Source organism: Streptomyces sp. NPDC030021 (genome assembly GCF_055574035.1).
In genome coordinates this window covers 1-25,196 of sequence record NZ_JBVIAH010000016.1, presented here as the reverse complement: position 1 = coordinate 25,196, position 25,196 = coordinate 1, and the positions used below count along the sequence as shown (strand labels likewise).

Genomic DNA, 25,196 nt, shown 5'->3' with positions numbered 1-25,196 from the left:
CGGTCGGGGCCCTTCCCCTCCGGGGCGGACAAACCGGAGGATTCCAGCCTGCACCTGCCCCCGGCCCCGGCCCCGGCACGTGCCCGCGGAGCCGCAGGGACCGCCGCGCACCGCGCGGCCCGCCCGGGCGCCCCCGCCCGGTCCCCGTACCTCCCCGGCCGAGCCCGGGGCCCCGGGAGGGCTCCCAGGCCGCCGAAGACCTGACGGCCGCCGCCCCTTCCACGGCGGAGCGGGTCGGCTCGGAAGCCGCGCAGCACAACCGCCTCGTCCACCACGCGCGAATCGCCGGGCGGACACCCGTATGTGTGAAGCGGTGTTGGTGGTGTTGTTCGCCGGGAAGTCCGGAAATTACCTTCCCCCCGGAGGTGACCACGGATGACTGTCTGTGCCATCGAAATGACGACCACGGCCGCGTTCAGCATCGCCGCGGACGGTTCGTACGCCGCCCGGCTGGCCGGCGAGGGCGACGCTCTCTACGCGGAGCGCTGGACCCTCGCCGGGCCCGAGCCGTACGCGGTACCGCTGCCGCTCGCGCAGCCGGAGGAGGCGGACAGCGAGGTGCTGCCGCTGGCCGACGGACGGGTGCTGATCCACCGGCGGGTGGCGGAGCGGCACGCCTTCGCACTGCTCTACCCGACGGGAGCCGCGGCCGGGCCGAGCACCGGGGAGCTCCAGCTGGGCGGGGTGGACGTACGGGAGGGCGTGCGGGTTCGCCTGCTCCCGCCGTGCCCGGACGGATCCGGCGCCTTCGCGCTGGCCGCGGAGGACACCGTGAGCACGGTCTGGCAGGTGGCCGGGAGCCCGTCGGGGCCGCGGCCCGTCGCCCGGATCCCGGGGCGGTGCTCGGGCGGCGTCTGGCTGGACCGGACGGGGCGGTTGCTGGCCCTGGACCGCGAGCTGGACGGCACCACCAAGGCCGTCGCCGTGGACCTGGGGCGCACCGAGGTGTCCCCGCTGCTGCAGATCACCGAGGACAGCGACGACCGGCTGCTGCTGGCCGACCCGGACAGCGGGCTGCTGCTGATCCGCTCCGACGCACCGGGCGAACCGCGCCTCGGCTGGGGGGTGCTGGGCAGCTCCCTGCCCCTCCGCTTCCCGGAGTGCCTGGCCCGCCTCGGGGACGCCCGCCCGTTCGCGGTCCAGCCCGGCCAGGCCCTGATGCCGGAGACCTGCGGGGTGGCGCTGCGGCTGCCCGAGGGCGGCATCGGCCTGTGGCGCCCCGCCGACCGGCACGTCTTCCGGCTCGGCGCCCCGGCGGGCTGGCTCGGCGGGACCGGCCTGTGGAGCCCGCAGGGCCGCCTGCACCTCCCGTACGCGACGCCCGAGGTGCCCTGCGGGATCGTCGGCCTGAACCTGCAGGCCTCCCCTCCCCCGCCGGTGGTCCTGGATCCGCCCACGGCGACCGCCCCCCGCCCGGTCCCCCTCCAGCAGGCACCGCTGGCCGGGCGATAGGGGCGGGGGCAGTCGCCTCCTAGGCGTGCTTGAGGCCCAGTACCTCGGTCGCGGCGAAGGTCTCGGTCGCCGGCCGGGCCTCGTAGTGCGGGGTCAGGAGCTCGTCGAGCTCCTCGTAGGAGAAGGACTCCTTGGCCGTGTCGAACTTGGCGGCCACCTTCGGGCGCTCCATGACGACCACGATGCCGCCGTGTACGACGAACAGCTGGCCGTTGGCCCTGGCGGAGGCGGGCGAGGCCAGGTACCCGACGAGCGGTGCGACGTGCTCGGGGGCGAGGGCGTCCAGCTTGCCCTCCTCCGGGACCTCGAAGCCGGCGAAGACGTCCTCGGTCATCCGGGTGCGGGCGCGCGGGCAGATGGCATTGGCCGTCACCCCGTACTTCGCGAGCGCGAGCGCGGTCGAGGTGGTCAGGCCCACGATGCCGCCCTTGGCCGCCGCGTAGTTCGGCTGGCCGGCCGAGCCGCCGAGGAAGGCCTCGGAGGAGGTGTTGACGATCCGGCCGTAGACCGGGCCGCCCGCCGCCTTGGAGCGCTCGCGCCAGTGCACGGACGCGAAGTGGGTGGTGTTGAAGTGGCCCTTGAGGTGGACCCGGATCACCGAGTCCCACTCCTCCTCCGACATCGAGAAGACCATCCGGTCGCGCAGGATGCCCGCGTTGTTGACCAGGATGTCCAGCTTCCCGAAGCCGGCCACCGCCAGCTCGACCAGCTCCCGCGCCCGCTCGAAGTCGGCCACGTCGCCCAGGTGCGCCACCGCCCGGCCGCCCGCGGCGCGGATCTCCGCGGCGACCTCCTCCGCCGGGGCGGCCGAGGCCTCCCCGGAGCCGTCCCGGCCCGGCTGGCCGAAGTCGTTGACGACCACGCTCGCGCCGAGCCGCGCGAGCTCGATCGCCTCGGCCCGGCCGAGCCCGCGGCCCGCGCCCGTGACGATGGCGGAGAGCCCCTCAAGTGGGAGTGACATCCGTAGCGTTCCTCTCAGAGCGAGCGGGTCAGAGTTCGATGCAGGTGCGCAGGGCGACGCCCGTACGCATCTGGTCGAGCGCGTCGTTGATCTCGGCGAGCTGCACCCGGTGCGTGATCAGGCTCGCCAGGTCCACCCGGCCGGCCCGCCACAGCGCGATGGTGCGCTCGTAGGAGCGGAGCACGTCCCCGCCGCCGTACATCGACGGCAGGATCTTCTTCTCGTCGAAGAAGAGCGAGAACATGTCGATCTGGAAGTTGTCGTCCAGCGCGCCGGCGCCGACGATCACCACGCTGCCGCCGCGTCGGGTCATCTTGTAGGCGGTCTGCGCGGTGGCGGACTTCCCGACGACCTCGAAGACGTAGTCGAAGCCCTCGCCGCCGGTGATCCGGTTCTTGGCGTCGTCGAAGGCCTCCGGCCCCACGGCCTCGGTGGCCCCGAACCGCAGGGCCGCCTCGCGCCGCGACTCCACCGGGTCGACGGCGATGATCTGGGCCGCGCCCTGGACCTTGGCGCCCTGGATGACGGATATGCCGACGCCGCCGCAGCCGATGACGGCCACCGAGGATCCGGCCTCCACCTTGGCGGTGTTGATGGCGGCACCGAGGCCGGTGGTGACACCGCAGCCGATCAGCGCGGCGATGTCGAAGGGCACGTCGTCGGGGATCGGGACGGCGCACGCGGCGTCGACCACGAGCTCCTCGGCGAAGGTGCCGGTCGCGGCGAAGCCGAAGATGTCACCGCCCGCGCGGCGGAAGTTGGGGGTGCCCGCGTTGACCAGGCTCGCCAGGCACAGGTGGCCCTGGCCGCGCTTGCAGGACGGACAGTGGCCGCACGGCGGCAGCCAGCAGACGAGGACCCGGTCGCCCTGCTTGAGGGTGGTGACCCCGTCACCGACGTCGGAGATCACCCCGGAGCCCTCGTGGCCCGGGATGAAGGGGGCGGGCTGCGGCAGGACGCCGCTCATCGCGGAAAGGTCGGAGTGGCACAGGCCGGTGGCCTTGATCCGGATCTTCACCTTGCCGGGGCCGAGGCCGACGGCCTCCATGTCGTCGACGACCTCAAGCTTGTCCTGGCCGATCTCACTCTGCAGTGCTGCTCGCACGGTGCGGCTCCTTGTGTGGTCGGGCGTTGGGGGGCAAGCCCCCCTAGGCGTGTTCGACGACGGTGTCGGCGAGGACCGGCGCGTCGTCCCGTTCGGCGGCGGTCACCGACACCAGGACCCGGCCGGGCTCCTGCCACATCCGGATGCGCAGCGTCTCGCCCGGGAAGACGATCCCGGCGAAGCGCGTGCGGTAGGCCCGGACCCGGGAGACGTCCCCGCCCAGGGCCGTGTCGACGACGGCCTTGAGGGTCATCCCGTACGAGCACAGGCCGTGCAGGATCGGCTGGTCGAAGCCGGCCGTCTTGGCGAACTCGGGGTCGGCGTGCAGCGGGTTCCAGTCGCCGGAGAGGCGGTAGAGGAGCGCCTGGTCCTCACGGATGTGCCGCTCCTCGGTACGGTCGGGCGCGCGCCCGGGGAGCTCCTCCTTGGCCGAGGGCCCGCGCTCACCGCCGAAGCCGCCCTCCCCGCGTACGAAGATCTGCGCGTCGCTCGTCCACAGCGGCCCGTCGGCGTCCGCGACCTCCGAGCGCAGCACGATCACGGCCGCCTTGCCCTTGTCGTAGACGGCGGCGACCTTCGAGCGGGAGGTGGCCTGCCCCTTGACGGGGATGGGCCGGTGCAGCTCGATGGAGTGGCCGCCGTGCAGGACGGCGGCGAGGTTGACGTCGATCCCGGGTGCGGCGAGGCCGCCCAGCATGGCCATGCCGGCGCCGGCGACGGTCGCGAAGCTGGGCAGCACGTGGAGCTTGGATTCGAGGGTGTAGCGCAGCTCGTCCGGGTCGGTGGCCGGCCGGCCCGCGCCGAGGCCGAGGTGGTAGAGCTGGATGTCCTTGTGGTCCCAGCCGATGTCCCCCAGGCGGGGGTCGGCGGCGAGGGCCTTGGCGGCATCGATCGGCATGGGGATGCTGCTCCCTGTCGTTGGAGAACCGGGGCCGTGGAAGACCTCGGTGCGGCCGTCCGCACCGTCGGCCGCACCGAGGTCGTATGCGGGGGCCGGTTCTAGAACGCGTTCTAGGCCCGGCCGGTGAGGGAATGTATAACGCACGCCCCCGCACATGGGAAGACTCTTGACTTCACGTCAGATCCGCTGCGTACGGGGCGTGTTGCGTGCCCGACGGAAGGCTGGGCAATACGCTGCCCGCGTGGACGAAATGCCTGTTGATCACCGTGAGGCCCGCGCCCTGCGCGTCCTGCTGGAACCGCCGAATCCGGCCCTGGCGCTCCAGCTCGGCCTCCAGCCGGACATCGAGATCGTCCGGGACCCCATGGCACGGCCCGCGGTGGCCCTGGTGGAGGAGCTCGCGGCCGTAACCGCCCTGCTGGCCGACGACCCGGAGTGCCGGGTGCTCGTCCTGACGGGCTCGGCGCACCCCGGCCTCGCGGAGGCCGCCCTCGCCGCGGGCGCGGTGGGGCTGGTGCTGCGGGACGGCCCGGTCGCGGACCTGGCGGACAGCGTCCGGCGCGCCTCGACGGGCGAGACTGTGGTGGACCCCGCCCTGGGGTGACCGTCGATGAAGCGCGGTGAAGCCCGGTGAAGCTTCGTGAAACCCGGGTGAATCCTTTTGCGGCTCCCACGCCTCTTATGCATGTGCCGACGCAGAGGTTCGGCACCTGACCTGGAGGTTGTCGTGATCACTACTGTCGCCGTAGGCGCCGTCGTACTGCTCCTGCTCTGCACCTGCACCGTCCTCGTGGTACGCCGGCGGAGCCGCTCCCGTGGCTGAGTCGACCTGGCCCGCCGAGCCGCTGATCCTCGCCGCGCAGGGCGGGGACGTCGATGCGGTCACCGCGCTGGTCTCCGGATCGCACCCGAACGTGCGGAGGTTCGCGTACTCGCTGTGCGCCTCACCCGAGGACGCCGAGGACGCGGCCCAGGAGGCGCTGATCATCCTCTACCGGAAGATCGGCATGCTGCGCGCTTCCGGCGCCCTGGCCTCGTGGATGTTCCGCATCGTCCGCAACGAGTGCCTGCGCCGGGCCCGGCTGGTGCCGCGCGAGCGCGCCCCGCTGCCCGACTCCGCCGTGATGTCGGCCGAGGACGAGGTACTGGAACACCTGGAGGCCGCCCGGGTGGCGCGGGCGATCGCCGCCCTCCCCGCCGACCAGCGGCGGGTGCTGATCATGCGGGACATCCAGGGCTACAGCGGGCGGATGGCGGCGGACGCGCTCGGACTCAGCCCCGCCGCGATGAAATCACGGCTGCACCGGGCCCGCGCGGCCCTTCGGCACACCCTGTACCCGACCCCTGGAGGCGACGATGTCACCCACTGACGGCCCCGACTTCGCGAGCTCCTCCCTGCCCCGGCACCTGCTCCGCGGCGCGGTCGGCCTCGGCGCCCTGGCCGGCTCCGTCGCCCTCCTCCCGCTCTACGGCCCGATCACCCTGGCTCTCGCCCCGGTCGGTCTGCTGGCGCTGCGCGGCTGCCCGATGTGCTGGGCGATCGGACTGGCCCAGACGCTCTCTCGGGGCCGCCTGCAACGGGAGTGCACGGACGGCCGCTGCGAACTGAAGGTGGCACCGCGCTGATCCCGGCCACCGATTGACGGATTCCACAGCAGCGCATGCGCACCCGCTGGAGCAGGATGAGACCTCCTCGACCCAGCTTCGTGGAGGCAAAACCATGCGTGTATCCGCCCTGTCCGCCACCGCCGCGCTCGTGCTCGCGACCCTCGCGGGAAGCGTCGCTCCGGCCGCTGCCGACACCCCGGCCGGCCCGGTCCTCCAGGTCCCCCTGGAGGCCGGCAATGGCCTCCACCACAGCACCGGAAGCGTGGTCTACGAGCGCGTCGACGGCGAGGTGAACGCGGTCAGGATCATCGCGGTGTATGTCACCGGCGGCGATCGCGACTGCGCCTGGCTGGACTGGAACGACCCGCACGGCCTGAACGGCTGGGGCAGCCTGACCAGCGAGCCCTCCTGCGGCGGCACCGGCCTGGAGGAGCACCCCGACCGGATCGTCAAGGCGCCGGCCGGCCACCCGCTCAAGGTGCGCCTGGCCGCCTACCACCGCGACTCGGCCGAAGTGAAGCACAAGGACATCGAGAAGCTCTGACCGGGCGCGGGGCGGGCCGGGGCCGCTAGGAGCCGTCGCCCGCCCGCTCCTGCCCGAAGGCGGCGAGGAGCTCGCTCTCTCCCGGTGCCGTGAACAGCCGCTTGGGCAGCGCCACGAGACACGTCCGGCGGCGCGAGCGGCCCACGAACACGTGCAGCCGGGGCGTCTCGTGGTAGTAGCGCACCTCGTCCCACACCATCCGCTGCGACTCCCCGCCGCGGAACACCTCGATGCCCGTACCGTCCACCACGACCCGCTTCTCCTCGGCGGCCCTGCCGCTGCGGAAGCCCCGGCCCACCACCCACCGCGGGAGGACCAGCAGCACGACGAGGCCGTACGCCACCGCGATCCCGAGGGGGACGGGGTGCACGGTGAGACCGTCGGACGACAGCATCACGCTCGCCGCGCCGAGGAGGACCGTACTGAGGGCGGCCACCACCCGGCCCCGCCGGAACAGCCCCGCCGCCTTGGCGGCCTCGTCGTACTCGTCCCTGGTCAGGCTGCCGGTGGCGCTGAAGGGCGCCTCGCGTATCTCGCTCACGGGAGCGGAGCCTAGTACCCCGCCCCGTGGCCCCACCCAGCCCCGCCGGATCACTTCGGCGGGGCTTCGCCACATAAGTCTCCGCGGCCGCACCGCATGCACGCAAAGTAAATCAGAACACGCCGTGGGACGCTCGCGCCGAATTACCGCCCAACACCCGAAACGCTTCTCATCAATTGAGAACCCTCAGCCAATTCCGAATAGCCACCCTCTCCCGTTCAGGGGTTCCCTGCCAGCCCGCCATCCATTCGGAATATTCACGAAGCTTCCGATGCTCGTCGAAATGACTGACCAAGACAGCGCCGATCGCCGTCTGCCACTCCATGCCACAAACGATCACATCCCCCGCCAGCGACAGCATGGTGAATCCCGGAACGCCGAATCCACTACCGAGCAAACCAGCCGCACCGGCACCCATGACGTCCCAGGTTTCAGCCAAACCGACGCGCGCCCACCACCATTCCCCTTCTTGGCGCTTCACCGACACAAAAAATTCACGGTCGGCCGAAAATAGGCCACCATCGCGAGACAGTTCGAACCAGCCCTTGTTTGCCCTGGCTACCCAGTCTTGCGCGTCAATTTCAACAGAGTAAACAGGCCACCGGCCCGACGGCGGCGGGTACCCTGCAGCCCCCGTAGCCAGCCTCGGCGGAATGAGCGGGCAGTCGAGGTCTGCCATTCCACGAAAGATCAGGCCTGCCACATGCAGCCGATCGGCAAGTTCGGTCAAATCAGCCATTGGGGGACCCTACCTGTGAACGAGACGATCAAGCGGACAGCGCGCCCGCAGGTTGGTCACCATTTATAGAGACCCGGCGATCGGTAATTATGCACTCCCCTACTGTTCAGCGGGAAATATGCGATTTCCTTAGTCGCCTCGCGCACCATGATTCTGATTTGGCTACCATCCTCTCCGTTCCAGTAGATCTTCGAGTCGCGCCAAGGACCCCAGAACCGGGCCGCCTTGCCGCTTAGATTGCCACCTCGGAAAACATCATTTCAGCGCCGCAGCAGCGTCACCACCGCCGCGCCGCCCAGCCCGATGTTGTGCGCCAGCCCCACCCGCGCCCCCTCGACCTGCCGCGGACCGGCCTCGCCGCGCAACTGCCACACCAGCTCCGCGGCCTGCGCCAGCCCCGTCGCCCCCAGCGGATGCCCCTTGGAGATCAGCCCGCCGGAGGGGTTCACCACCCACCGCCCGCCGTACGTCGTCGCGCCCGACTGCACCAGCTTCCCGGCGGCGCCGTCCTCGCACATGCCCAGCGCCTCGTACGTCAGCAGCTCGTTGATCGAGAAGCAGTCGTGCAGCTCCACCACGTCGACGTCCTCGATGCCGAGCCCCGAGGCCTCGTACGCCTGCCGGGCCGCCGCCGCCGTCATCGGCTTGCCGACCACGTCGATGCACGAGCCCGAGGCGAAGGAGGCCTCGGTGTCCGTCGTCATCGACTGCCCGACGATCTCCACCGCCTTGTCGTGCAGCCCGTGCCGCACCAGGAACCGCTCGGACACCACCAGCGCCGCCGCCGCACCGTCCGAGGTCGGCGAGCACTGGAGCTTCGTCAGCGGTGCGTGGATCTCCTTCGCCGCCAGGATCTCCTCGACCGAGTACACGTCCTGGAACTGCGCGTTCGGGTTGTTCGCCGAGTGCCGGTGGTTCTTCGCGCCGACCGCCGCGAGCTGCGCGGCCGTGGTCCCGTACCGCTCCATGTGCTCCCGCGCCGCGTTGCCGAAGATCTGCGCCGTGGGCGGGGACATCTCGAAGCCGTGGCCCGCGGCCATGATCCCGTAGTGCCGGGCCACCGGCGAGGTCTTGAAGTCGCCCCCGTCCGCGCCCCCGCCCAGCGCGCCGCGCTTCATCTTCTCGAAGCCCAGCGCCAGCACGCAGTCGCTGATCCCGCCCTGCACGAACTGCCGCGCCATCATCAGCGCCGTCGAGCCCGTCGCGCAGTTGTTGTTGACGTTGTAGACCGGCACCCCGGAGAGCCCCAGCTCGTACGCCGCCCGCTGGCCGGCGGTGGAGGCCTGGAAGCAGTAGCCCACCGGGACCTGTTCGACCAGTCCGTAGTCGATGCCCGCGTCCGCGAGCGCCGCCGATCCGGCCTCCCTCACCATGTCCCAGTACTGCCAGTCCCGCGACTCCGGCTTCTCGAACTTCGTCATGCCGACGCCCACGATGTACGACTTCATGCCCGACAACTCCTAGTCCCTGGGTAGGCCGAGGATCCGCTCGGCGACGACATTGCGCTGGACCTGCGTAGTGCCCCCGGCGATGGTCAGGCAGCGGGACATGAGCATCCCGTGCACCGCCCGCTCCCCCGCCCCCTCCCGTACCGCTCCCGCCGGCCCCAGCAGTTCGAGCGCGAGCTCGGCGGTCCGCTGCTGGTGCGGGGTCTGGACGAGCTTGCGCACGGAGGCGCCCGCGCCCGGCTCCAGCCCCGACACCTGCTGGAGCGTGGTGCGCAGCCCGATGCAGGCCAGGGCGTGCGCCTCGGCGGCGAGGGCGCCGATCCACGCCCTGTACGTGCCGTCGAGGTCGGCGGCGCGCGCGAGGAGCGCCTCCAGGCCGGTGTCGAAGGTCATCTGGTCGGCCATGTGGACGCGTTCGTTGCCGAGGGTGTTGCGGGCCACCTTCCAGCCGCCGTCCACCGCGCCGACCAGCGCGTCCGCCGGGAGCTCCGCGTCGTCGAAGTACACCTCGTTGAAGAGGGCCTCGCCGGTGATCTCCTTCAGCGGCCGGACGTCGATGCCGGGGGTGTTCTTCATGTCGACGACGAAGTAGCCGAGCCCCTTGTGCTTGGGCGCGTCCGGGTCGGTGCGGGCCAGCAGGATCCCGAAGTCGGCGCTGTGCGCGGAACTCGTCCACACCTTCTGGCCGTTGACCCTCCAGGAGCCGTCCTCCCCGCGCTCCGCCCGGGTCCGCAGCGAGGCCAGGTCGGAGCCCGCGCCCGGCTCCGAGAAGAGCTGGCACCAGGTGACGTCGCCGCGCAGGGTCGGCAGGACGTAGGCCTCCCGCTGGGCGGGCGTCCCGTAGGCGAGCAGCGAGGGCACCACCCAGGTGGCGATCCCGAGGTCGGCGACCTTCACACCGGCCGCGCTCAGCTCCTGCTGGACGACGAGCTGCTCGACGGGGCCCGCACCGATCCCGTAGGGCGGCGGCAGGTAGGGGGCGGCGTAGCCGGTGGGGGCCAGGATCCGGCGGGCGGCGGCCGGATCGAGCCCGCGTGCGTCCTCGATGGCGGCGCGCGCCTTCGCGCGGTACGTCTCGGCCTCCGCGGGAAGTTCCAGGTGCAGCTCGCGCCGCGCACCGCCCGCCGCGCACCGCACGGCCCGTACGCGGTGCCCGTCGCCGGGCCCCAGCAGCTGGCGGGCGACCAGCGCCCGCCGCAGGTAGATGTGGGCGTCGTGCTCCCAGGTGAAGCCGATCCCGCCGAGGAGCTGGATGCAGTCCTTGGCGCAGGAGTAGGCGGCGTCCAGGGCGGTCCCGGCGGCGAGGGCGGCGACCAGCGCGCGCACGTCGGCGGGTTCGTCCATCGCCTGCGCGGCGTCCCAGGCGAGCGCCCGGGCCTGTTCCAGCCGGACCAGCATGTCGGCGCACAGGTGCTTGACGCCCTGGAACTGCCCGATGGGCCGGCCGAACTGCTCGCGCACCTTGGCGTACTCGGCGGCGGTGTGCAGCGCCCAGGCGGCGGTGCCGCAGGCGTCGGCGGCGAAGAGCGTGCAGGCCAGGTCGCGGACCAGGGCCGCGTCCAGCGCCAGCAGCCGGTCCGGGGCGGTGACGACCCCGCGCGCCCGCACCTCGGCGGTGGGGCGGGTGGGGTCGGCGCTTTCGTGCGTACGGATGTCCAGCGCGGCGGCGTCCACGGCGAACCAGCGGGTGCCGTGCGCGGCCTCGGCGGCGAGCAGCACCAGGTCGGCCTCCCCGGCGCCGAGGACGGGCGGGGCGAGTCCGTCGAGCAGGTGGCCGCCGCCCTCGACGGCGACGGCGGTCAGGGTCCCCGGCCCGAGCGCGACCGCCCCGACCCGGCCCGCGAGTGGCTCGGCGCCGGCCCGCTCCAGGAGTACGGAGGCCAGCGCGCTCGGCAGGTACGCCCCGGGCAGCGCGGCCCGGGCCGTCTCCTCGACGACGACGGCCAGGTCGAGCAGGGTGCCGCCGTCCAGGTGCGGGTCGAGCAGCCCCTGCGCGGTCAGCGCGTCCCAGTAGGCGGGCCGCGCCCCGGTCTGCGGCGGGGTGTCGAGCAGCTTGCGGACCTCCTCGGGAGGCACGGCCCGCGCGACCCACCCGCGCACCGCCTCGGCCAACTCGCGCTGCTCCTGCGTGATTCCGATGCCCATGCGCGGCAGACTAGAACACGTTCCAATCTGACGGAAGGTCAGATGAGGGGTCATTCGGGGACCGGGGGCGGGAACCGGCGCCGGAGGGGACGGCGTCCATCGATGAACAAGATCGATTACGGGTTCGAAGGAGTCTGAAAATGACCGGCACGGCCACCCGATACCTCTATCTCGCCCGGCACGGCGAGGCATCACCGGACGAGAGCGGGCTCACCGAGGCGGGCCGCCGACAGGCCGCACTCCTCGGCCGGCGCCTGCGGAACGTCCCCCTCGCAGCCGTCCACCACGGCCCGCTGCCCCGGGCGCAGCAGACGGCCCACCTGATCGGCGACCAGCTGACGAACGTCCCCCTGCACCTTTCGGAAGTCGCGGGCGACTACGTTCCCTACATGCCGCAGCGGGATGAACTCCCGCCGGAATCGGCCGACTTCTACCTCCGCTTCCTCGCCGGCGCCGACGAGGAGGAGCGAGAGAACGGACCCGCACTGGCCCGCCGGGCGATGGACCTGTTCACCGGGCCGGTGGACGGCACGGAGGACCGGCACGAGCTGGTCGTCACCCACAACTTCCTGGTCGCCTGGCTCATCCGGGACGCCATGCACGCGCCGAAATGGCGCTGGCTCGGCCTCAACCACGGCAACGCCGCCCTGACGGTCATCCGGTACGCGCCCGACCGGCCCGCAACCGTCCTCTGCTCCAACGACATGCGGCACCTGCCGGCCGAACTGCGCTGGACCGGCTTCCCGCCCGAGTTGCACATCTGAAAGAGACCGTCCGGGGGCGCGGTTGCCCGCGCCCCCTCGGGTGGTGCGGGGTCGGCGAACTGGTTCGCATGCGCGAGGTGCGGCCCGGGCTGCCGGCGATCAGGCTCTTCAGACCTCGAACGAACGAGTACGTCGAGTGCTCCACCAACTCCAGACGACGTGCCCCACCAGAGCGAGCGCAACAGCAACCGCTATGAACCGGACAGCACTCCAGGTGATTTCGACGACCGAACCTGCCCCACGCGCCTCGACGGCCAAGCGCATGGAGGTCTCGTAAAAGGCTACGAGCGGAATGAGCAGCCGAAAGAAGAGGCCGCCGACACCCGAGACCCGCGCCAGGTTGCCCAAGAACCCGATAGGTGCGCCGAATACGAGCGCCAGCGTTCCCCACATCACGATCCCGGAGAGCAATCCGACACCCGAGGCGCCGACCTCCATTCCATTCGGGGCGGCAACACCGATACCTTTGAACAGATAGTAGGCGACCACCCCTATGGCCAGCCCGAAAGACGCAAGAAGGGCTGATTCAATTTTGGATCGGCGGAAATAACCCACCAGGAACGCGTAACAGGCCCATGACCACCCGCCGGAGAAAACAGCATTCACGACCACACTGACGGGATTGTCCCATTTTTCAGAAATGGGGCCCAGCAGGCCGAGCACCAGACCAGCCCCGAGTGGCGCTGCCACCGACGCAGCACGAGCGCGCGGAAAGTTTATGATTTCCCTTCCCCGTCCGTTCTGAATCCAAGCGAAGACGACGCGACTCCGGGTCCGCGTGTGGATCCGGAGTCGCGCACAAGTCTACTACCCCTAGCCAGAGTTAGGCGTTGTTGTAGTAGGCGTAGCAGGTGTAGGCCATGCCGATGGTCACGTTGGCGTAGGAAGTCTGCCCCTTCGCCACCCAGCCGCTCGAATAATCGACGTTCCTGACCCTGACCGTGGTCAGGTGCCCCACATTTGCAATGTAGTTCGAGTAGCACTTCTTTCCGTCCAGGCCCGCCGACTGCCACCCATAGCACCACGTGCCGTGCGTGACCTGCTTGCAGGTGTTCCCCGTCGACTGGAAGGCGCTCGCCGAACCGCTGATTTCGAGCTTCACCACACCCCACTCGGAGGGGTTGCCCAGCTCCGCCGGCGGCTGCACCCCGTCGCCGCGCTTATGAATGACGACCTGCCCCGCCTTGAGATCGGCGGTGTCCACAACACCGGTAGCGGTCCCGGCCTGAGAACCGTTCGCGGCTGCCGGCGTGGCAGCGCCGAACACTGCGAGCGCCGCGCTCACAAAGCCGAGAGCTGCCGATTTTCCGAATTTCCTCACGTCATGTCCCCCTCTTCGACTCCCCCGGTGGGGTTTTCGGAGGAATCCTCGACGAAGCAATGACGGCAGTCAATCCAATTAGAGGTTGCCGGAAAACATTCTGGCTGATTCACGGACCCGATTTGGTGCACACTGTTCAGCTTTCCGCCAAAATTCAGCGACCTTGATGCCACCGCTTCTCTGCAGCGGAAGCCGGGTGATGGCTTGATCTTTGCGCGCCGACTCAGGCGGTCTCCTGATCGGCCGCAGCTGACCGGCTACCGCCGATGTGTCCTGCGCCGTACAGAGGCACACACAGCACGATCATGCTCCACTCGCGGTCCACGCAGCAGGTCGCCCTCGGGCCGCCGGCTGAAGTCCAGGGCCCGGCCGCGGCGGTCGAAGCACGCGCCTGCGAGCCGGGTCGCCGCGGGGCGGAAGGTCTCGAACGCGGTCCGAGTGCACCCGCAGATAGAGGGTCCACCGACTCACTTCACCCCAACTCGGGTTTCTATACAGGCTGTTGAGTACAGATGGACCGTTCACTATAGTCGGCACGGACACGGCCGGCCTGGGTCCGAGCGTGCCGCTTTCGGGAAGTAACTCCCCTTCGTGGCGCCCGATTTGGCGCCGGCGAGAACACGCCACTACGTAGGGGGATGAACCATGCGCATGAAGCGGACCCTGGCACTCCTGGTTGCCTCAGCTGCTGTCACGCTCGGAATGGCCACCCCGGCCAGCGCGTATGCATGCCAGACCGGCTTTTTCTGTCTCTACTACAACTCCAACCAGGCCGGCGCCCGATGGTTCACGGACGGGGATGTACCCAATCTCGCCGGTGAAGAATTCACCACGTGGGCCAATGGCGAGGGCGAGCCGGTGAAGAACAATGCCGCGTCGACCCAGAACGCCTCGAACTACTGCTACCGGGTCTACTACAACTCGAACTACGCGGGCCCGTACGACACCGTTCCGGCGCACTCGTCCCGGAACCTTGTGAACACGTACAACAACAACGCTTCCGTCAGGGACCTGATCTGCTGAGCATCGGCACCTGAACCGGGAAAGGGTGTTCCGCAACCGCCGTCGCGGCTGCGGAGCACCCTTCCTTGCGACCTGTAGAGGAAACCAGTGAACGTGACCACCCCTTCCTCCAGAGCGTGTGCCGGTATGGCGGTGCTCCTGCTGCCGCTCCTGTCCGCCTGCACGGCCGGCACCGCCGGTCCCGGCGGAACCCCAGGCCCGACGGCGGCGCACCGGCTCGCCGACAGCAAGGCCCTCACGCTGCCTCTGGACGCTTACCTGCTGACAACGACCGACGCGGGCACGCTCGCCCGCGGGCGCGATTCCCTCATGCAGCGGTGCCTTACCGGATTGGGCGCCCCATATACCCCTAAAGCGCTGGGAAACACCGATATCGAAACGAACGAGCGACGATACGGCCTGGCCGACGCGGAGCTCGCGAAGGAACATGGATATCACGTGCCCGACATGGACAAACGGGCCGAAGACTATCCATCGTCGGTCATGCCGCTCGTCCGGGGCGATGTGGCCACGCACAACGGCGTGCCCGTACCGCAAGGCGGATGCATCGGAGAGGTGCAGAGGGAACTTCACGAGGTCGAGCTGCAGGATGCCCTGAATCTTCCCCATAAACTCAACATGGAAAGCTACACGAAGTCACAGAAGGCTCCTGCGGTGGTGAAAGCCACCGAGGAATGGTCGAACTGCATGAAGGAATCCGGGCACGCCTACCCGGACCCCCTCGCCGCAATCAACGACAAAGAATTCGGTGCCGCAGCTCCCGGACCGCACGAGAAGGAAGTGGCACTCGCCGACGTCCTGTGCAAGCAGAAGGTGAACCTGATCGGCGTATGGTCCGACGCCGAAAGTGAATACCAGCGGTTCCTGATCGAGTCCAATTCGGCCGCTTTGGCAGGGCCGTTGCTCGCCAAGCAGAAAACCATGTCCGCCGCGAAGACGGCGACCGGCCAGTAGCCCGGCCGGGGTGCGTCGGTCGGCTTCAGCTGACTCCTCGGGTCAAGGCGACGTCGTTCAACGGATGCGTCCGGATTGATGGCGATTCAAACACCAGGCCGGCCAGGAGTGCTCAGATCGTGCCCGAATGGATGCCGACGCGACGCATGCCCGCACGGCATCAAGTCGATACGATCACGAACACCCGTGCGATGCGTCCTGCGGGCACCCTCTGCTCGGGCGCACCATCTCGCGCCCGCCCACTCTGAATCGACTGCGCACGTTCGGCGCATCGGAAGGACCAGCCATGTCAAAGTCGCCGCAGGTCGATCCCCTTACGCCGCCCACCAAGAAGAAGTTCTTTGACGGGCTCGCTCCGTGGCAGGTAGTCCTCTCCCTGCTCCCGCTGGGGCTGCTCTTCATAGGCGGTGCGATCGGCGGTGGGCTGGGCGCTCTGGGCGTGGTCACCAACGTGAAGATTGCCAAGACACAGCTGCCGACTGCCGGCAAGGTGGCAGCCATGCTAGGGGTCGGTCTCGCAGCGGCCGTCGTCTTCCTGGCGGTCGCAGGATTGCTGTCCAACGCGTTGAACGGCTGATTCAACAGCCGAGCCGCAACAGCACGGCGAAATGCACGGCAATCGGCACATGGCTCGCTGCCCGCGGCCCGGTCAGGACCGAGCCCGGCAACCGCGTCACCCTCTGGCCGTGGACGGCAAGAGGGTGCGCGGCGCCCGTCGCGCCGAACGGCACCCAGGTCCACCTGCTCGCCGGGATGACCGGCACCGGACCGGTCACCGCCCAGCGCGAGGTGGGCGGCAAGACCAACGAGATCACTGTCTTCCGGCCCCTCGGGTCAAGCCGCCCCGGCAATGCTCCGCAGGGCCGCGCTCTTTCGCAGAACACCCGGCCGGACCCCGGCGCGGATCGCCTCGGTCACCAGTTGTCGGTCACCCGGCCGCATGGCGATCAGCGGGACCTTGAGCTCCGGTTCGCCGGCCCGGTGACAGCGGATCACATACCCCTGGCGCCCCAGGTCCTCCACGACGACGCGGTCGAGGTCGGCCAGCGGTAGCCGCCGTGTGGTGAGCCCCCGGCGCAGGGCGACGCACCCGTCCGCCACCGAGAGGGCGACGAGCCAGTGCAGGGCGAAGAAGAAGACGAGCGCCGCGGCCCCGAAGGCGAACCAGACCGGCCTCGGCAGCAACCTGCCCTGGCTGGTGAGACCCTCCGTGAGCGCAATGAGAAGGCTGGGCACGGCAAGGAACAGGAGGCGGCGCGGGTCTGAGCGGACCACCACGGACGCGCCGTGTGCATGCATGGAAGAGCGCTTCTCTCGGTGGTTCGGTGCGGGATCGGGACAACCCTCAGCCGGATGTGACCGGCACGGGCTTCAGCGCCGCCTTGGCGACCTCCTTGGCCTTCTGCTCGCACGCCCCGGGCTGGTAGAGGCCGACCCAGACGACCAGGTTGCCGTGCCGGACGGAGAGCGCGCAGGTCCATTCGGTACTGTCGGCGGGCTCCCAGTACGCCCCGTCGCCGAACCCTAGGTTGTTCACCCGCTTCCCCCCGGCCGCGGCCGCGGCGAAACCGGCCTGCTGGAGCCTCGCGTTGGCCCCGTCGTCACCGCCCCGCTTGACGTCCCACCGGACCAGCGCGGTCCGCCGACCGGCCGAGGGGTCGTACCAGGCGCACGTCGTGTGCACCTCGGTCTTGTTCGCGCTGTGGAAGTCCTCCTTGGCATCCCGCCCGGTCAGCGAGATGTACTGGGTGGCCTTCTGGCAGGCCGGTACGTCGGCGTAGGCCGCGGGATCGGCGCCTTCCGCCGCCCGGTCCAGGGTGTACACACCCACGCCGACCCCCGTCGCCACCAGCACTCCGGCGGCCACCAGGGCCACCGTCCGCGACCGCCTCCGGGGCGGGGTAGGCGACGGCTCGGCGGGCGGGGCGGACTCCGTGGCCCCGGCCGCCCGCTCCACCACCTCATCGGGCTCGGGCTCGGGCTCCGGCTCCGGCTCGGGGAGCGCTTCCGGCGGCGCCACCGCGGTCGCCGTGTCGGCGGACAGCAGCCGGTCGATGTCCGCCCGCTGCGCGGCCAGCATCCGGTACACGGCGGGCGGCCACTGCAGGCCTGTCGGAGCGACCGGCCCGAGGAGTTCGAGCAGCTGCGCCGGGGTGGGCCTGGCTGCCGGGTCCTTGGCCAGGCAGCGCTCCACGATCCCGCGCAGCCCGTCGGGCACGGCACTCAGGTCGGGGGTGGAGTGCACCACGTCGTAGAGCGTCCGGAGGGTCGAGGTCCCGGCGAAGGGGCTGCTGCCGGTGAACGCCATGACCAGCATCGAGCCGAGCGAGAACACATCGCTCGCCGGGGTCAGCGGCTTGCTCTCGGCCTGCTCGGGCGACATGAAGGAGGGCGAACCGATCACCCAGCCGGTGCGCGTCAGCCCGGTATCGCCCTCGACCTCGCCCTCGGTGACCCGCGCGATGCCGAGGTCGATGACGCGTACCCCGTCCTCGGTGAGGAGTACGTTGTCGGGCTTGAGGTCCCGGTGGATCAGCCCCGCCCGGTGGATCTCCGCGAGCGCCGACGCGAGCCCCGCCGCCAGCCGGTGGACGACGGCTTCGTCCAGCACGCCGTCCGCCTTGACCACGGCCCCGAGCGAGGGCCCGGACACGAACACCGAGGCCAGCCACGGTGTCGGCGCGTCCGGGTCGGCGTCCATGACGGCCGCCGTATAGGCGCCGGAGACCTTGCGCGAGGCCGCGACCTCGCGCCGGAAACGGGCCCGGAAGTCCTCGTCGTCGGCGAAGTGCGCGAGCACCTGCTTGACGGCGACGAGCCGCCCGTCAGGCCCCGCGCACAGCAGTACCCGCCCCATGCCTCCCTGCCCGAGCACGCCGGCCACCTTGAACGGCCCCACGTGCGTCGGACCGGCCGGTCCTACGCGCTCCATTCCCCCGACTCCCTCCCCGTCGTCAGGGAGCGGATCATACAGAGACGGACTTCACGAAGGCCTCGAACGCCGCGGGGTGGACGGTGAATACGGGCCCCTCGGGGTTCTTGGAATCCCGGACGGCGACGCGGCACGGCTGAGCGGCGATCTCGACGCAATTGCCACCGGTGTCCCCGCTGTACGAAGCCCTGAGCCAGCCGGTGTCACCGAGCGGCGCACACTCGACGCACTCGCCGCCGGTGTCCCCGCTGTACGAGGACTTACGCCACTGCGCGCCCGTCAGGTTCCGGATGGTGTCCATAACGCTCCTCCATTACGCGGGCGATCCGTGCCACCGAGTCCTCCAGGGACAGGGCGGCTGCCTGCAAATGATCGTATCGGAGCGAACCCTCCCTGAGAGCTTGCGGATTGGCCGTCATATGGCCCTGTACGAAGTCCTCGGTGTAGACGATGTCGGGGTCGTCCTCGAACCGCAGAAGGGTGATCTCGCCCTGGAGCCCCGCATGGGCGCCCGCCTCGAACGGCAGGATCTGCACCTTCACCCACTCCCTCCTCTGCTGCTCCAGCAAGTGAGCGAGCTGGTTCCGCATCACCTCGCGGCCACCGATCTCCTGGTGCAGCACCGCCTCGCTCATCACCACCCACATCAGTGGCGGGTCTTCGCGGTCGAGGATCCGCTGCCGGTCCATCCGCGCGGCCACCTTCGTGTCGAGGTCCCCCTCGGTCCGCACCCCGAGCACGGCCCGAGCGTAGGCGGGCGTCTGCAGCAGCCCGTAGACCAACTGCGCCTGGAAGGTCGAGATGTACGAGGCCCGGGCCTCCATCTCCGCGTACGGCTGGAACCACGTCGGCAGCACGCTCCGCAGCACCAGTCCCACCAGCCGCGAGAAGACCCCGCCGGTGCCCAGCGCCGCGTCCACCCGCTCGGAGAAGTCCCGGGTCGGGACGCGCTTCGTCGTCTCGATCTGGCCGATCAGGGAGCCCGTACAGAAGATGATCTCGCCCAACTGCGCCTGCTTCAGGCCCGCCTGCTCCCTCAGCCGCCGCAGTTCGTAGCCGTAGTAGTCCAGCGGCGAGGCGCTGGGATCGAGCTCGCGGATCTTGACCATGAGGTGGTCACCCCCAAGTTCACGCTGTGCGTTCGGCGTTCGTTTCGCCCTGTAGCCGAGCGTAATCAGCCGGATGCGCTCCGGTGGCGTGAATCACACAACCGGTCGCGGTCGGTCAGAAGCGGTCGTCAGCCGCTCCGCGCGTATGCGGCGATAATGCTCTGCCGAACTGATCTTGGGGTGACGGGGGCCTGGCAGGTGCGGGAAGTGATCGAAGACCGGTACGCGCTGGCCGAGTTGCTCGGCCGGGGCGGCTTCGGCGAGGTGTGGCGGGCCGAGGACAGCCGGGTGGGCCGCCAGGTCGCCGTGAAGATCGGATATCCGCAGACGCCGGAGGACACCCGCCGCTTCGAGCGGGAGGCCAGCCTCGCCGGGAACCTCGCGCACCCCAACATCGCCACCATCCACGACTTCGGCCGCACCGAACGCGAGGGGCGCGACGCCGTCTACCTCGTCATGGAGCTGCTCCGGGGCCGCAGCCTGGCCGACGTGCTGGAAGCCGGCGTGCCGCCGCTCGCGGACGCCCTGGAGTGGGCCGGGCGCATCGCGGACGCGCTGGGGGCGGCCCACGCCGCCGGGATCGTCCACCGGGACGTCAAGCCGGCCAACGTGATGGTCACCGACGGCGGGCTGACGAAGGTGCTCGACTTCGGCATCGCCAAGGCCGGGGGCGCCGCCGGTGCCGCCACCACCACGACGGGTCTGACGGCCACCGGCATGATCATCGGCTCGTTCCCGTACACGGCTCCCGAGCGGTGGACCGGCGGGGCGAACGGCGTGCCCGTCGACGGGCGGGCCGACCTGTACGCCCTGGGCTGCGTGCTGATGGAACTGCTGACCGGCACCCGTCCCTTCGCCGCCGCGCGCGAGATGCACGAGCTGCTCGCCCAGCACCTCACGACCGCGCCGCCCGCCCCGAGTTCGCTGCGGGCGGGGCTGCCGGCCGCACTGGACTCCCTCGTCCTGGAGCTGCTCGCGAAGGACCCGGCGGACCGGCCCGCGGACGCGGCCGAGGTGTCCCGGCGGCTGGCGGAGATCGCCCGGAGCGAGGCCCCCGTACCCGAACCCGAACCCGCAGCCGCCCCCGCGCCCGAAGCCGTGCCGGCACCGGCGGCGTCCTTCCCGCCCCCGCCGTCCTACGCCCCCACCGTGCACACCGCGGCCGCCGACCCGGTCCGCGCGATGCTGGAGCGCCGGCTGACGCAGCTGCTGGAGGACGAACCGGCGGACGTCGTGCAACGGCTGCGCATGCTGACCGACGATCTGACCGAGGAGCTCGGCGCGCAGGACGCCCTGACCGTGCGGGCCGCCTACCACCGCGTGATGCGGGTCCCGGGGCCGTCCAGGACGATCGATCTGGAACGCCTGCTGCCGCGCATGGTGCGGGTCCTGGGCCTGGACCACCCGGACACGATCACCGGGCGCGCCGCCTGGGTCGGTGAGGCGGCGGCCTTCGGGTCCGGGGACGGCCGCCGGCACGAGCAGGAGCTGCGCGAGATCGTCGAGCAGGCGACGCGGGTGTTCGGCACGCACGCCCTGGTCACGCTGACGGCCCGCTACCACCTCGCGTCGGCCATGCACCGGGGCGCCCACGCCCGCGACGGCCAGTGGGACGCGCGCAGCCGGGAGCGAGCGCTGAGCGAGCGCGCCTGGCTGGGGCCGCTGCTGCCCGACCTGGAATGGGCCCTGACCGCCGACAGTCCCGTCCTGCTGGACGTGCGGCGCAGGCTGGCCCACGACGCCTGGCTGGTCGGTGACGTCGCCGGCGCCGCGCTCCTCTACTGGCGGCTCTTCCCCGACCTCGCCGAACTCGCCGAGCGCGGCAGTCCGGAAGTGGCCCACCGGGTGCTCCGCGCGATCGGCGAGGCGGGCGATCCGGCGGCCGCCCTGGCGCACATGAACCCGTTGCTGCGCCGGCTCCCCTTCCTCCCCGGCATGCAGGAGTTGGCCCAGGAGGTCTCCGACACCCGGGCGGACTTCCGGCGTGCCGTACGGGAGCAGCGGCGGGCCGAGGGGACGGGCGGGACGGGCGGCCTGTCCCGGCTGTTCGGCCGCTGACCGGGCGGCGGCGTACGAGCGCACCCCGGCCGTAGCGTCCTACCAGCGGGTAAGGCACCATGGGCGGCCACACACGATCACCGCCGGAGGAACCATGGCCACCCCCAAGCCGGAGACCCTCGCCGCCTTCGAGGCCGCCAAGGGGTTCATGCCCGTACGCGAGGGCCTCGCCCTGTACGAGGCGGCCACCGCGGCCGGGGCGCTCGGGCTGCCGCTGCTGGAGGTCGGCACGTACTGCGGCCGCTCCACCATCCTGCTCGCCGACGCCGCCCGCGAGGCCGGCGTGGCGGCGATCACCGTCGACCACCACCGGGGCAGCGAGGAGCAGCAGCCGGGCTGGGAGTACCACGATCCGACGGTCGTGGACCCGGAGGTCGGGCTGATGGACACCCTGCCGACCTTCCGCCGGACCCTCCACAGGGCCGGGCTGGAGGACCACGTGATCGCGATCGTCGGCCGGTCCCCGCAGGTGGCGGCCGCCTGGGGCGGCAAGCTCGGCTTCGTCTTCATCGACGGCGGCCACACGGACGAGCACGCGAGCGGCGACTACGAGGGCTGGGCCCCGCACGTCGCGGAGGGCGGCACGCTCGTCATCCACGACGTCTTCCCGGACCCGGCCGACGGCGGCCAGGCCCCGTACCGGATCTATCTGCGGGCCCTGGCCTCGGGCGCCTTCGAGGAGATCTCCGTCACCGACTCGCTGCGCGTGCTGCGGCGCACGGGCGCCGGTATCTGAGGGCTGGGGGGCACTCTCATCAGGCCGGTCATCCGACCTGATGAACGCCGGGCAGACAATCGCACCACGCCTTCGGATGGCCTACGGTCCGGACGGGCGCCGGGAGCCGGGTCTAGCATCGCGGCGTGCGCAACGACAACAGCCCCCCGCCCCCCGAGTCCGGCTCGTCCATCGACCCGGACCGGTCCTGGTTCACCCGACGCTCCACGCTCGTCGTCGGGGTTGCCGCGCTCGCCCCGGCCGCTCTGGCGGGCTGGGTCCTGACCCAGGCGTTCGCCGGGCCGGGGTCCGACGGGCAGTCCCGCTCGGCGCCGATGTCCTCCTCGCACTCGGCCGTGTCGCCGGGCCAGCGGGACGCGAAGCCGGGCTCCACCCCGAGCGAGGGCGCGAGTACGAGCCCCAGCGCCAGTCAGAGCACCACCGCGGCCGCGCCCGCACCGGCGCCCGCCAAGGGCCCGCTCACCGGCAGGACCGTCGTCGTCGACCCCGGCCACAACGCCGGAAACTTCGAGCACACCGACGAGATCGACCAGCAGGTCGACATCGGCACGGGCCGCAAGGAGTGCGACACCACCGGCACCACCACCAACGCGGGCTACAAGGAGGCGGACTTCACCCTCGACGTCTCCCGGCGCCTGCGGACCGCCCTGGAGGCCCAGGGGGCCAAGGTCGTCCTCACCCACCAGGCGGACCGCCCCTGGGGGCCCTGCATCACCGAGCGCGCCCGCATCGGCAACGAGGCGAAGGCCGACGCCGTCGTGTCCGTCCACGCCGACGGGGTCTCGGCGGGCAACCGCGGCTTCCACGTCATCCTCCCGGCCAAGGTCAAGGGCGGCGCCGCGGACACCGCGAGGATCGTCGGACCGTCCCGGGATCTCGGCGAGCGGATCGCCGGGAACTTCGCCCGCACCACCGGCTCCGCCCCCGCCAACTACCTCGGCAGCGGTACCGGTTTGGTCGTCCGTGACGATCTCGGCGGACTGAACCTGTCAACTCAGCCCAAGGTGTTCATCGAATGCGGCAACATGCGTGACGCCAAGGACGCGGCGCAGCTGACGAGTCCGGAGTGGCGGCAGAAGGCGGCTCAGGGCATCGCGGACGGTATCGTCGGCTTCCTGGGCGGGTAGTCCCCTTCGGGAGTCCGGCGGGGCCACCCGCCGACCCGATCATCTCGGCCGTCGGAAACCTTCGTACCATGGTGCAGCCCGCCCTGCTGCAGACACGTTCTGCGACCGTGGCACCACGAGACGACGACCGAGACCGAGAAGGACACCTAAGACGTGAACATCCGCTCCCTCACTCGAGGCGACGGCGTGGTGATCGGAGCAGCGGCGCTGCTGTTCATCGCCTCGTTCCTCGATTTCTACTCCGCCACCGGTATCGACCGGCCGAGCGTGTGGGACCTCGACTCCAACCACCTGACGCTCCCCAGCATCTTCCTGCTCGGCTTCATCGCCGCCGGCCTGCTGATCGCGTCCCGCTTCCAGCCGGAGCGCAAGCTGGCCGCCCTGCCGCTGACGGCGTGGGGCACCGTGCTCGCCGTCTCCGCCGCCTGGTCGTCGCTGTGGGCGCTCATCGCGTGCCCGCAGCATCTCGACCTGGGCGCGGGCTCCATCCTGGCCCTCCTGGCCACGCTGGCCCTGGCCGGTGTGGCCGTGGCCGGTGCGAAGATCCCGGCGCTCGCCGGGCAGCTCGTTCCGGAGCCGCGCCCCGCCGCCGTCCCGCCGTACGCGGGCCAGCCGGGCCAGCCCCAGCCGGGTGCCGGGTACGGCTACCCGGGCGGGCAGCAGGCCCCGTACGGTTCCACGCCGCAGCCGGTCCCGCCGTACGGCGGCACGCCGAACCCGGGTCCCGGCCCGCAGGACGCGCAGCACACCCCGGCCCCGACCCCGGCCCCGGCGGCGGACTTCACCCCGTTCTGGTTCGCGGTGCCGGTGGCCCGCCCCCTGCACGGGGAGGACGGCTCGCCGTCGCCGATCGCCGAGCTCGCGCCCGGCACCTGGTACCTGGCCGTCGAGCAGCGGGGCGCGGCCACCCTGATCGCCCAGACCCAGGACGGACGCCGCGGCGTCCTGAACGACACCTCGGGCATCCAGCGCGGCTGACCGCGCCCCGGACCCGGCCGACGGCCCCCCGCCCTTCCGGGGATGCCGTTGGCTAATTCGCCCCGTTGAGCTTGTGCTCGGCGGGGCGAAGTGCTGTCAGGTGGGAGGTGCGGGTGCGGGCTCGGGGCCTGTTGGTGCTCCAGGCGTCCATGCGTGCGAGGTTGATCGCGGTTGCGGTGAGTTGGTGCTGGAGCCGGGTCTTGGCGAGCCCGTGGTAGCGGCATTGGCGCAGGCCGGTGACTCGGACGGCGTGGGAGACCACAACCGGGTCTTGAAGGCCGACGTCACGCCCGGCCCCGCATTAGCCAACGGCATCCCCTCCGGGGGGCCGGGGCCGTTCGCTGTCAGTGGCGTCGTGTGATGTCCGCCACGGGGTTCACGGGATCGGGCCCATCAGAAGCCCGCCCACCAGCCGGTGCTGCCGAGCATGTCGGTGCCGCCGGTGACGTGGCCGGCGTTGTCGCCGGTGTAGAGCTTCATGTTGTTGTTGGCGTCGATGCCGGCGATGTCGCGCTTGCCGTCGTTGTTGAAGTCGGCGGAGAGGAGGGAGCGGAAGCCCTTCCAGAGGCCGGTGCTGCCGAGCATGTCGGTGCCGCCGGCGAGGTGGCCCGCGCCGTCGCCGGTGTAGAGCTTGAGGTTGTTGCTGGCGTCGATGCCGGCGATGTCCTGCTTGCCGTCGTTGTTGAAGTCGCCTGCGGTGATGCCCTTGAAGCCCGCCCACCAGCCGGTGCTGCCGAGCATGTCGGTGCC

28 protein-coding genes are annotated in these 25,196 nt (G+C 70.9%); 13 read left to right on the top strand and 15 right to left on the bottom strand.

All coding sequences use genetic code 11. The annotated features are described in order from the left end of the window. Positions 1–375 precede the first annotated feature (375 nt). A complete protein-coding gene (locus ACZ4YL_RS28075) occupies positions 376–1,452 on the top strand; it encodes a hypothetical protein (protein ID WP_468120349.1) in 1,077 nt (358 codons plus the stop codon). 19 nt (positions 1,453–1,471) lie between these two features. Here the strand turns inward: ACZ4YL_RS28075 and ACZ4YL_RS28070 are convergent, their stop codons facing one another. From ACZ4YL_RS28070 to ACZ4YL_RS28060, 3 genes are read right to left on the bottom strand one after another with little or no spacing between them, the layout of a single operon-like run. Then, on the bottom strand, positions 1,472–2,413 hold the full coding sequence (locus tag ACZ4YL_RS28070; RefSeq protein WP_468120348.1) for a 3-oxoacyl-ACP reductase: 942 nt from the start codon (positions 2,411–2,413) through the stop codon (positions 1,472–1,474). Positions 2,414–2,441: 28 nt separating this feature from the next. After that, positions 2,442–3,518 carry a Zn-dependent alcohol dehydrogenase gene (locus ACZ4YL_RS28065; protein ID WP_373038984.1) on the bottom strand — a complete coding sequence of 359 codons (1,077 nt, stop codon included), beginning with the start codon at positions 3,516–3,518 and terminating at the stop codon, positions 2,442–2,444. A gap of 43 nt (positions 3,519–3,561) precedes the next feature. Next, a complete protein-coding gene (locus ACZ4YL_RS28060) occupies positions 3,562–4,416 on the bottom strand; it encodes a MaoC/PaaZ C-terminal domain-containing protein (protein ID WP_389113833.1) in 855 nt (284 codons plus the stop codon). A gap of 253 nt (positions 4,417–4,669) precedes the next feature. On the opposite strand from ACZ4YL_RS28060, the gene ACZ4YL_RS28055 reads away from it, so the two are divergent. From ACZ4YL_RS28055 to ACZ4YL_RS28040, 4 genes are all read left to right on the top strand, one after another. Beyond that, positions 4,670–5,023 (top strand): response regulator, encoded by a 354-nt coding sequence (locus ACZ4YL_RS28055; RefSeq protein WP_301374734.1) that lies wholly within the window; start codon positions 4,670–4,672, stop codon positions 5,021–5,023. A 211-nt stretch (positions 5,024–5,234) separates the two neighbouring features. Next, the gene (locus ACZ4YL_RS28050; RefSeq protein WP_468120345.1) at positions 5,235–5,789 is read left to right on the top strand and encodes an RNA polymerase sigma factor; all 555 of its coding nucleotides are present in this window, start codon (positions 5,235–5,237) and stop codon (positions 5,787–5,789) included. Then, positions 5,776–6,045, top strand: a complete 270-nt coding sequence (locus tag ACZ4YL_RS28045; RefSeq protein ID WP_468120343.1) for a hypothetical protein — start codon at positions 5,776–5,778, stop codon at positions 6,043–6,045. The genes ACZ4YL_RS28050 and ACZ4YL_RS28045 overlap by 14 nt, the downstream gene beginning before the upstream one ends. Before the next feature lie 94 nt (positions 6,046–6,139). Then, positions 6,140–6,571 (top strand): hypothetical protein, encoded by a 432-nt coding sequence (locus ACZ4YL_RS28040; protein WP_468120342.1) that lies wholly within the window; start codon positions 6,140–6,142, stop codon positions 6,569–6,571. Positions 6,572–6,596: 25 nt separating this feature from the next. Here ACZ4YL_RS28040 and ACZ4YL_RS28035 read toward each other — a convergent pair whose 3' ends face one another. The 4 genes from ACZ4YL_RS28035 to ACZ4YL_RS28020 form a co-directional block, all read right to left on the bottom strand. Beyond that, positions 6,597–7,112, bottom strand: coding sequence for a YcxB family protein (locus ACZ4YL_RS28035; protein WP_468120341.1), 516 nt, complete (start codon positions 7,110–7,112; stop codon positions 6,597–6,599). A gap of 172 nt (positions 7,113–7,284) precedes the next feature. Further along, positions 7,285–7,851: a hypothetical protein gene (locus ACZ4YL_RS28030; protein ID WP_468120340.1), complete on the bottom strand. Its 567-nt coding sequence runs from the start codon at positions 7,849–7,851 to the stop codon at positions 7,285–7,287. Between the two features lie 260 nt (positions 7,852–8,111). Next, positions 8,112–9,299 carry a lipid-transfer protein gene (locus ACZ4YL_RS28025; RefSeq protein WP_468120338.1) on the bottom strand — a complete coding sequence of 396 codons (1,188 nt, stop codon included), beginning with the start codon at positions 9,297–9,299 and terminating at the stop codon, positions 8,112–8,114. A gap of 12 nt (positions 9,300–9,311) precedes the next feature. Beyond that, the gene (locus ACZ4YL_RS28020) at positions 9,312–11,444 is read right to left on the bottom strand and encodes an acyl-CoA dehydrogenase (protein WP_468120336.1); all 2,133 of its coding nucleotides are present in this window, start codon (positions 11,442–11,444) and stop codon (positions 9,312–9,314) included. Between the two features lie 140 nt (positions 11,445–11,584). Here ACZ4YL_RS28020 and ACZ4YL_RS28015 point away from each other — a divergent pair, with 140 nt between their 5' ends. Next, a complete protein-coding gene (locus ACZ4YL_RS28015) occupies positions 11,585–12,208 on the top strand; it encodes a histidine phosphatase family protein (RefSeq protein ID WP_468120335.1) in 624 nt (207 codons plus the stop codon). A gap of 108 nt (positions 12,209–12,316) precedes the next feature. On the opposite strand, the gene ACZ4YL_RS28010 is transcribed toward ACZ4YL_RS28015, so the two are convergent. Both ACZ4YL_RS28010 and ACZ4YL_RS28005 read right to left on the bottom strand, forming a co-directional pair. Next, positions 12,317–12,871 carry a hypothetical protein gene (locus ACZ4YL_RS28010; protein WP_468120333.1) on the bottom strand — a complete coding sequence of 185 codons (555 nt, stop codon included), beginning with the start codon at positions 12,869–12,871 and terminating at the stop codon, positions 12,317–12,319. A gap of 160 nt (positions 12,872–13,031) precedes the next feature. Further along, positions 13,032–13,529, bottom strand: coding sequence for a lactococcin 972 family bacteriocin (locus tag ACZ4YL_RS28005; protein WP_468120331.1), 498 nt, complete (start codon positions 13,527–13,529; stop codon positions 13,032–13,034). A 645-nt stretch (positions 13,530–14,174) separates the two neighbouring features. Here ACZ4YL_RS28005 and ACZ4YL_RS28000 point away from each other — a divergent pair. From ACZ4YL_RS28000 to ACZ4YL_RS27990, 3 genes are all read left to right on the top strand, one after another. Next, positions 14,175–14,552 (top strand): peptidase inhibitor family I36 protein, encoded by a 378-nt coding sequence (locus ACZ4YL_RS28000; protein WP_351163026.1) that lies wholly within the window; start codon positions 14,175–14,177, stop codon positions 14,550–14,552. Positions 14,553–14,678: 126 nt separating this feature from the next. After that, positions 14,679–15,506 (top strand): hypothetical protein, encoded by an 828-nt coding sequence (locus ACZ4YL_RS27995; protein ID WP_468120330.1) that lies wholly within the window; start codon positions 14,679–14,681, stop codon positions 15,504–15,506. Positions 15,507–15,792: 286 nt separating this feature from the next. After that, positions 15,793–16,083 carry a hypothetical protein gene (locus tag ACZ4YL_RS27990; protein WP_468120328.1) on the top strand — a complete coding sequence of 97 codons (291 nt, stop codon included), beginning with the start codon at positions 15,793–15,795 and terminating at the stop codon, positions 16,081–16,083. Positions 16,084–16,340: 257 nt separating this feature from the next. On the opposite strand, the gene ACZ4YL_RS27985 is transcribed toward ACZ4YL_RS27990, so the two are convergent. Genes ACZ4YL_RS27985 through ACZ4YL_RS27970 form a run of 4 tightly spaced genes read right to left on the bottom strand, consistent with a single transcriptional unit; the run spans position 16,341 to position 19,547 of the window. Then, on the bottom strand, positions 16,341–16,805 hold the full coding sequence (locus ACZ4YL_RS27985) for a hypothetical protein (RefSeq protein ID WP_468120326.1): 465 nt from the start codon (positions 16,803–16,805) through the stop codon (positions 16,341–16,343). Positions 16,806–16,851: 46 nt separating this feature from the next. Then, on the bottom strand, positions 16,852–18,438 hold the full coding sequence (locus tag ACZ4YL_RS27980) for a serine/threonine-protein kinase (protein ID WP_468120324.1): 1,587 nt from the start codon (positions 18,436–18,438) through the stop codon (positions 16,852–16,854). Positions 18,439–18,472: 34 nt separating this feature from the next. Then, positions 18,473–18,739 carry a DUF397 domain-containing protein gene (locus ACZ4YL_RS27975; RefSeq protein ID WP_468120322.1) on the bottom strand — a complete coding sequence of 89 codons (267 nt, stop codon included), beginning with the start codon at positions 18,737–18,739 and terminating at the stop codon, positions 18,473–18,475. Next, a complete protein-coding gene (locus ACZ4YL_RS27970; RefSeq protein WP_468120320.1) occupies positions 18,699–19,547 on the bottom strand; it encodes a helix-turn-helix domain-containing protein in 849 nt (282 codons plus the stop codon). The genes ACZ4YL_RS27975 and ACZ4YL_RS27970 overlap by 41 nt, the downstream gene beginning before the upstream one ends. Before the next feature lie 207 nt (positions 19,548–19,754). On the opposite strand from ACZ4YL_RS27970, the gene ACZ4YL_RS27965 reads away from it, so the two are divergent. The 4 genes from ACZ4YL_RS27965 (at position 19,755) to ACZ4YL_RS27950 (ending at position 24,446) form a co-directional block, all read left to right on the top strand. Beyond that, on the top strand, positions 19,755–21,605 hold the full coding sequence (locus ACZ4YL_RS27965) for a serine/threonine-protein kinase (RefSeq protein WP_468120318.1): 1,851 nt from the start codon (positions 19,755–19,757) through the stop codon (positions 21,603–21,605). A gap of 94 nt (positions 21,606–21,699) precedes the next feature. Further along, positions 21,700–22,341: a class I SAM-dependent methyltransferase gene (locus ACZ4YL_RS27960; RefSeq protein ID WP_468120316.1), complete on the top strand. Its 642-nt coding sequence runs from the start codon at positions 21,700–21,702 to the stop codon at positions 22,339–22,341. 125 nt (positions 22,342–22,466) lie between these two features. Beyond that, positions 22,467–23,468, top strand: coding sequence for an N-acetylmuramoyl-L-alanine amidase (locus ACZ4YL_RS27955; protein ID WP_468120314.1), 1,002 nt, complete (start codon positions 22,467–22,469; stop codon positions 23,466–23,468). Between the two features lie 153 nt (positions 23,469–23,621). Beyond that, entirely contained in the window at positions 23,622–24,446 is an 825-nt protein-coding gene (locus tag ACZ4YL_RS27950) for a hypothetical protein (protein WP_468120312.1), read from the top strand. A 52-nt stretch (positions 24,447–24,498) separates the two neighbouring features. On the opposite strand, the gene ACZ4YL_RS27945 is transcribed toward ACZ4YL_RS27950, so the two are convergent. Then, positions 24,499–24,708, bottom strand: a complete 210-nt coding sequence (locus tag ACZ4YL_RS27945; RefSeq protein WP_419248367.1) for a transposase — start codon at positions 24,706–24,708, stop codon at positions 24,499–24,501. A gap of 131 nt (positions 24,709–24,839) precedes the next feature. After that, a partial coding sequence (locus tag ACZ4YL_RS27940) for an FG-GAP repeat domain-containing protein (RefSeq protein ID WP_468120310.1) occupies positions 24,840–25,196 on the bottom strand: 357 nt, incomplete at its 5' end.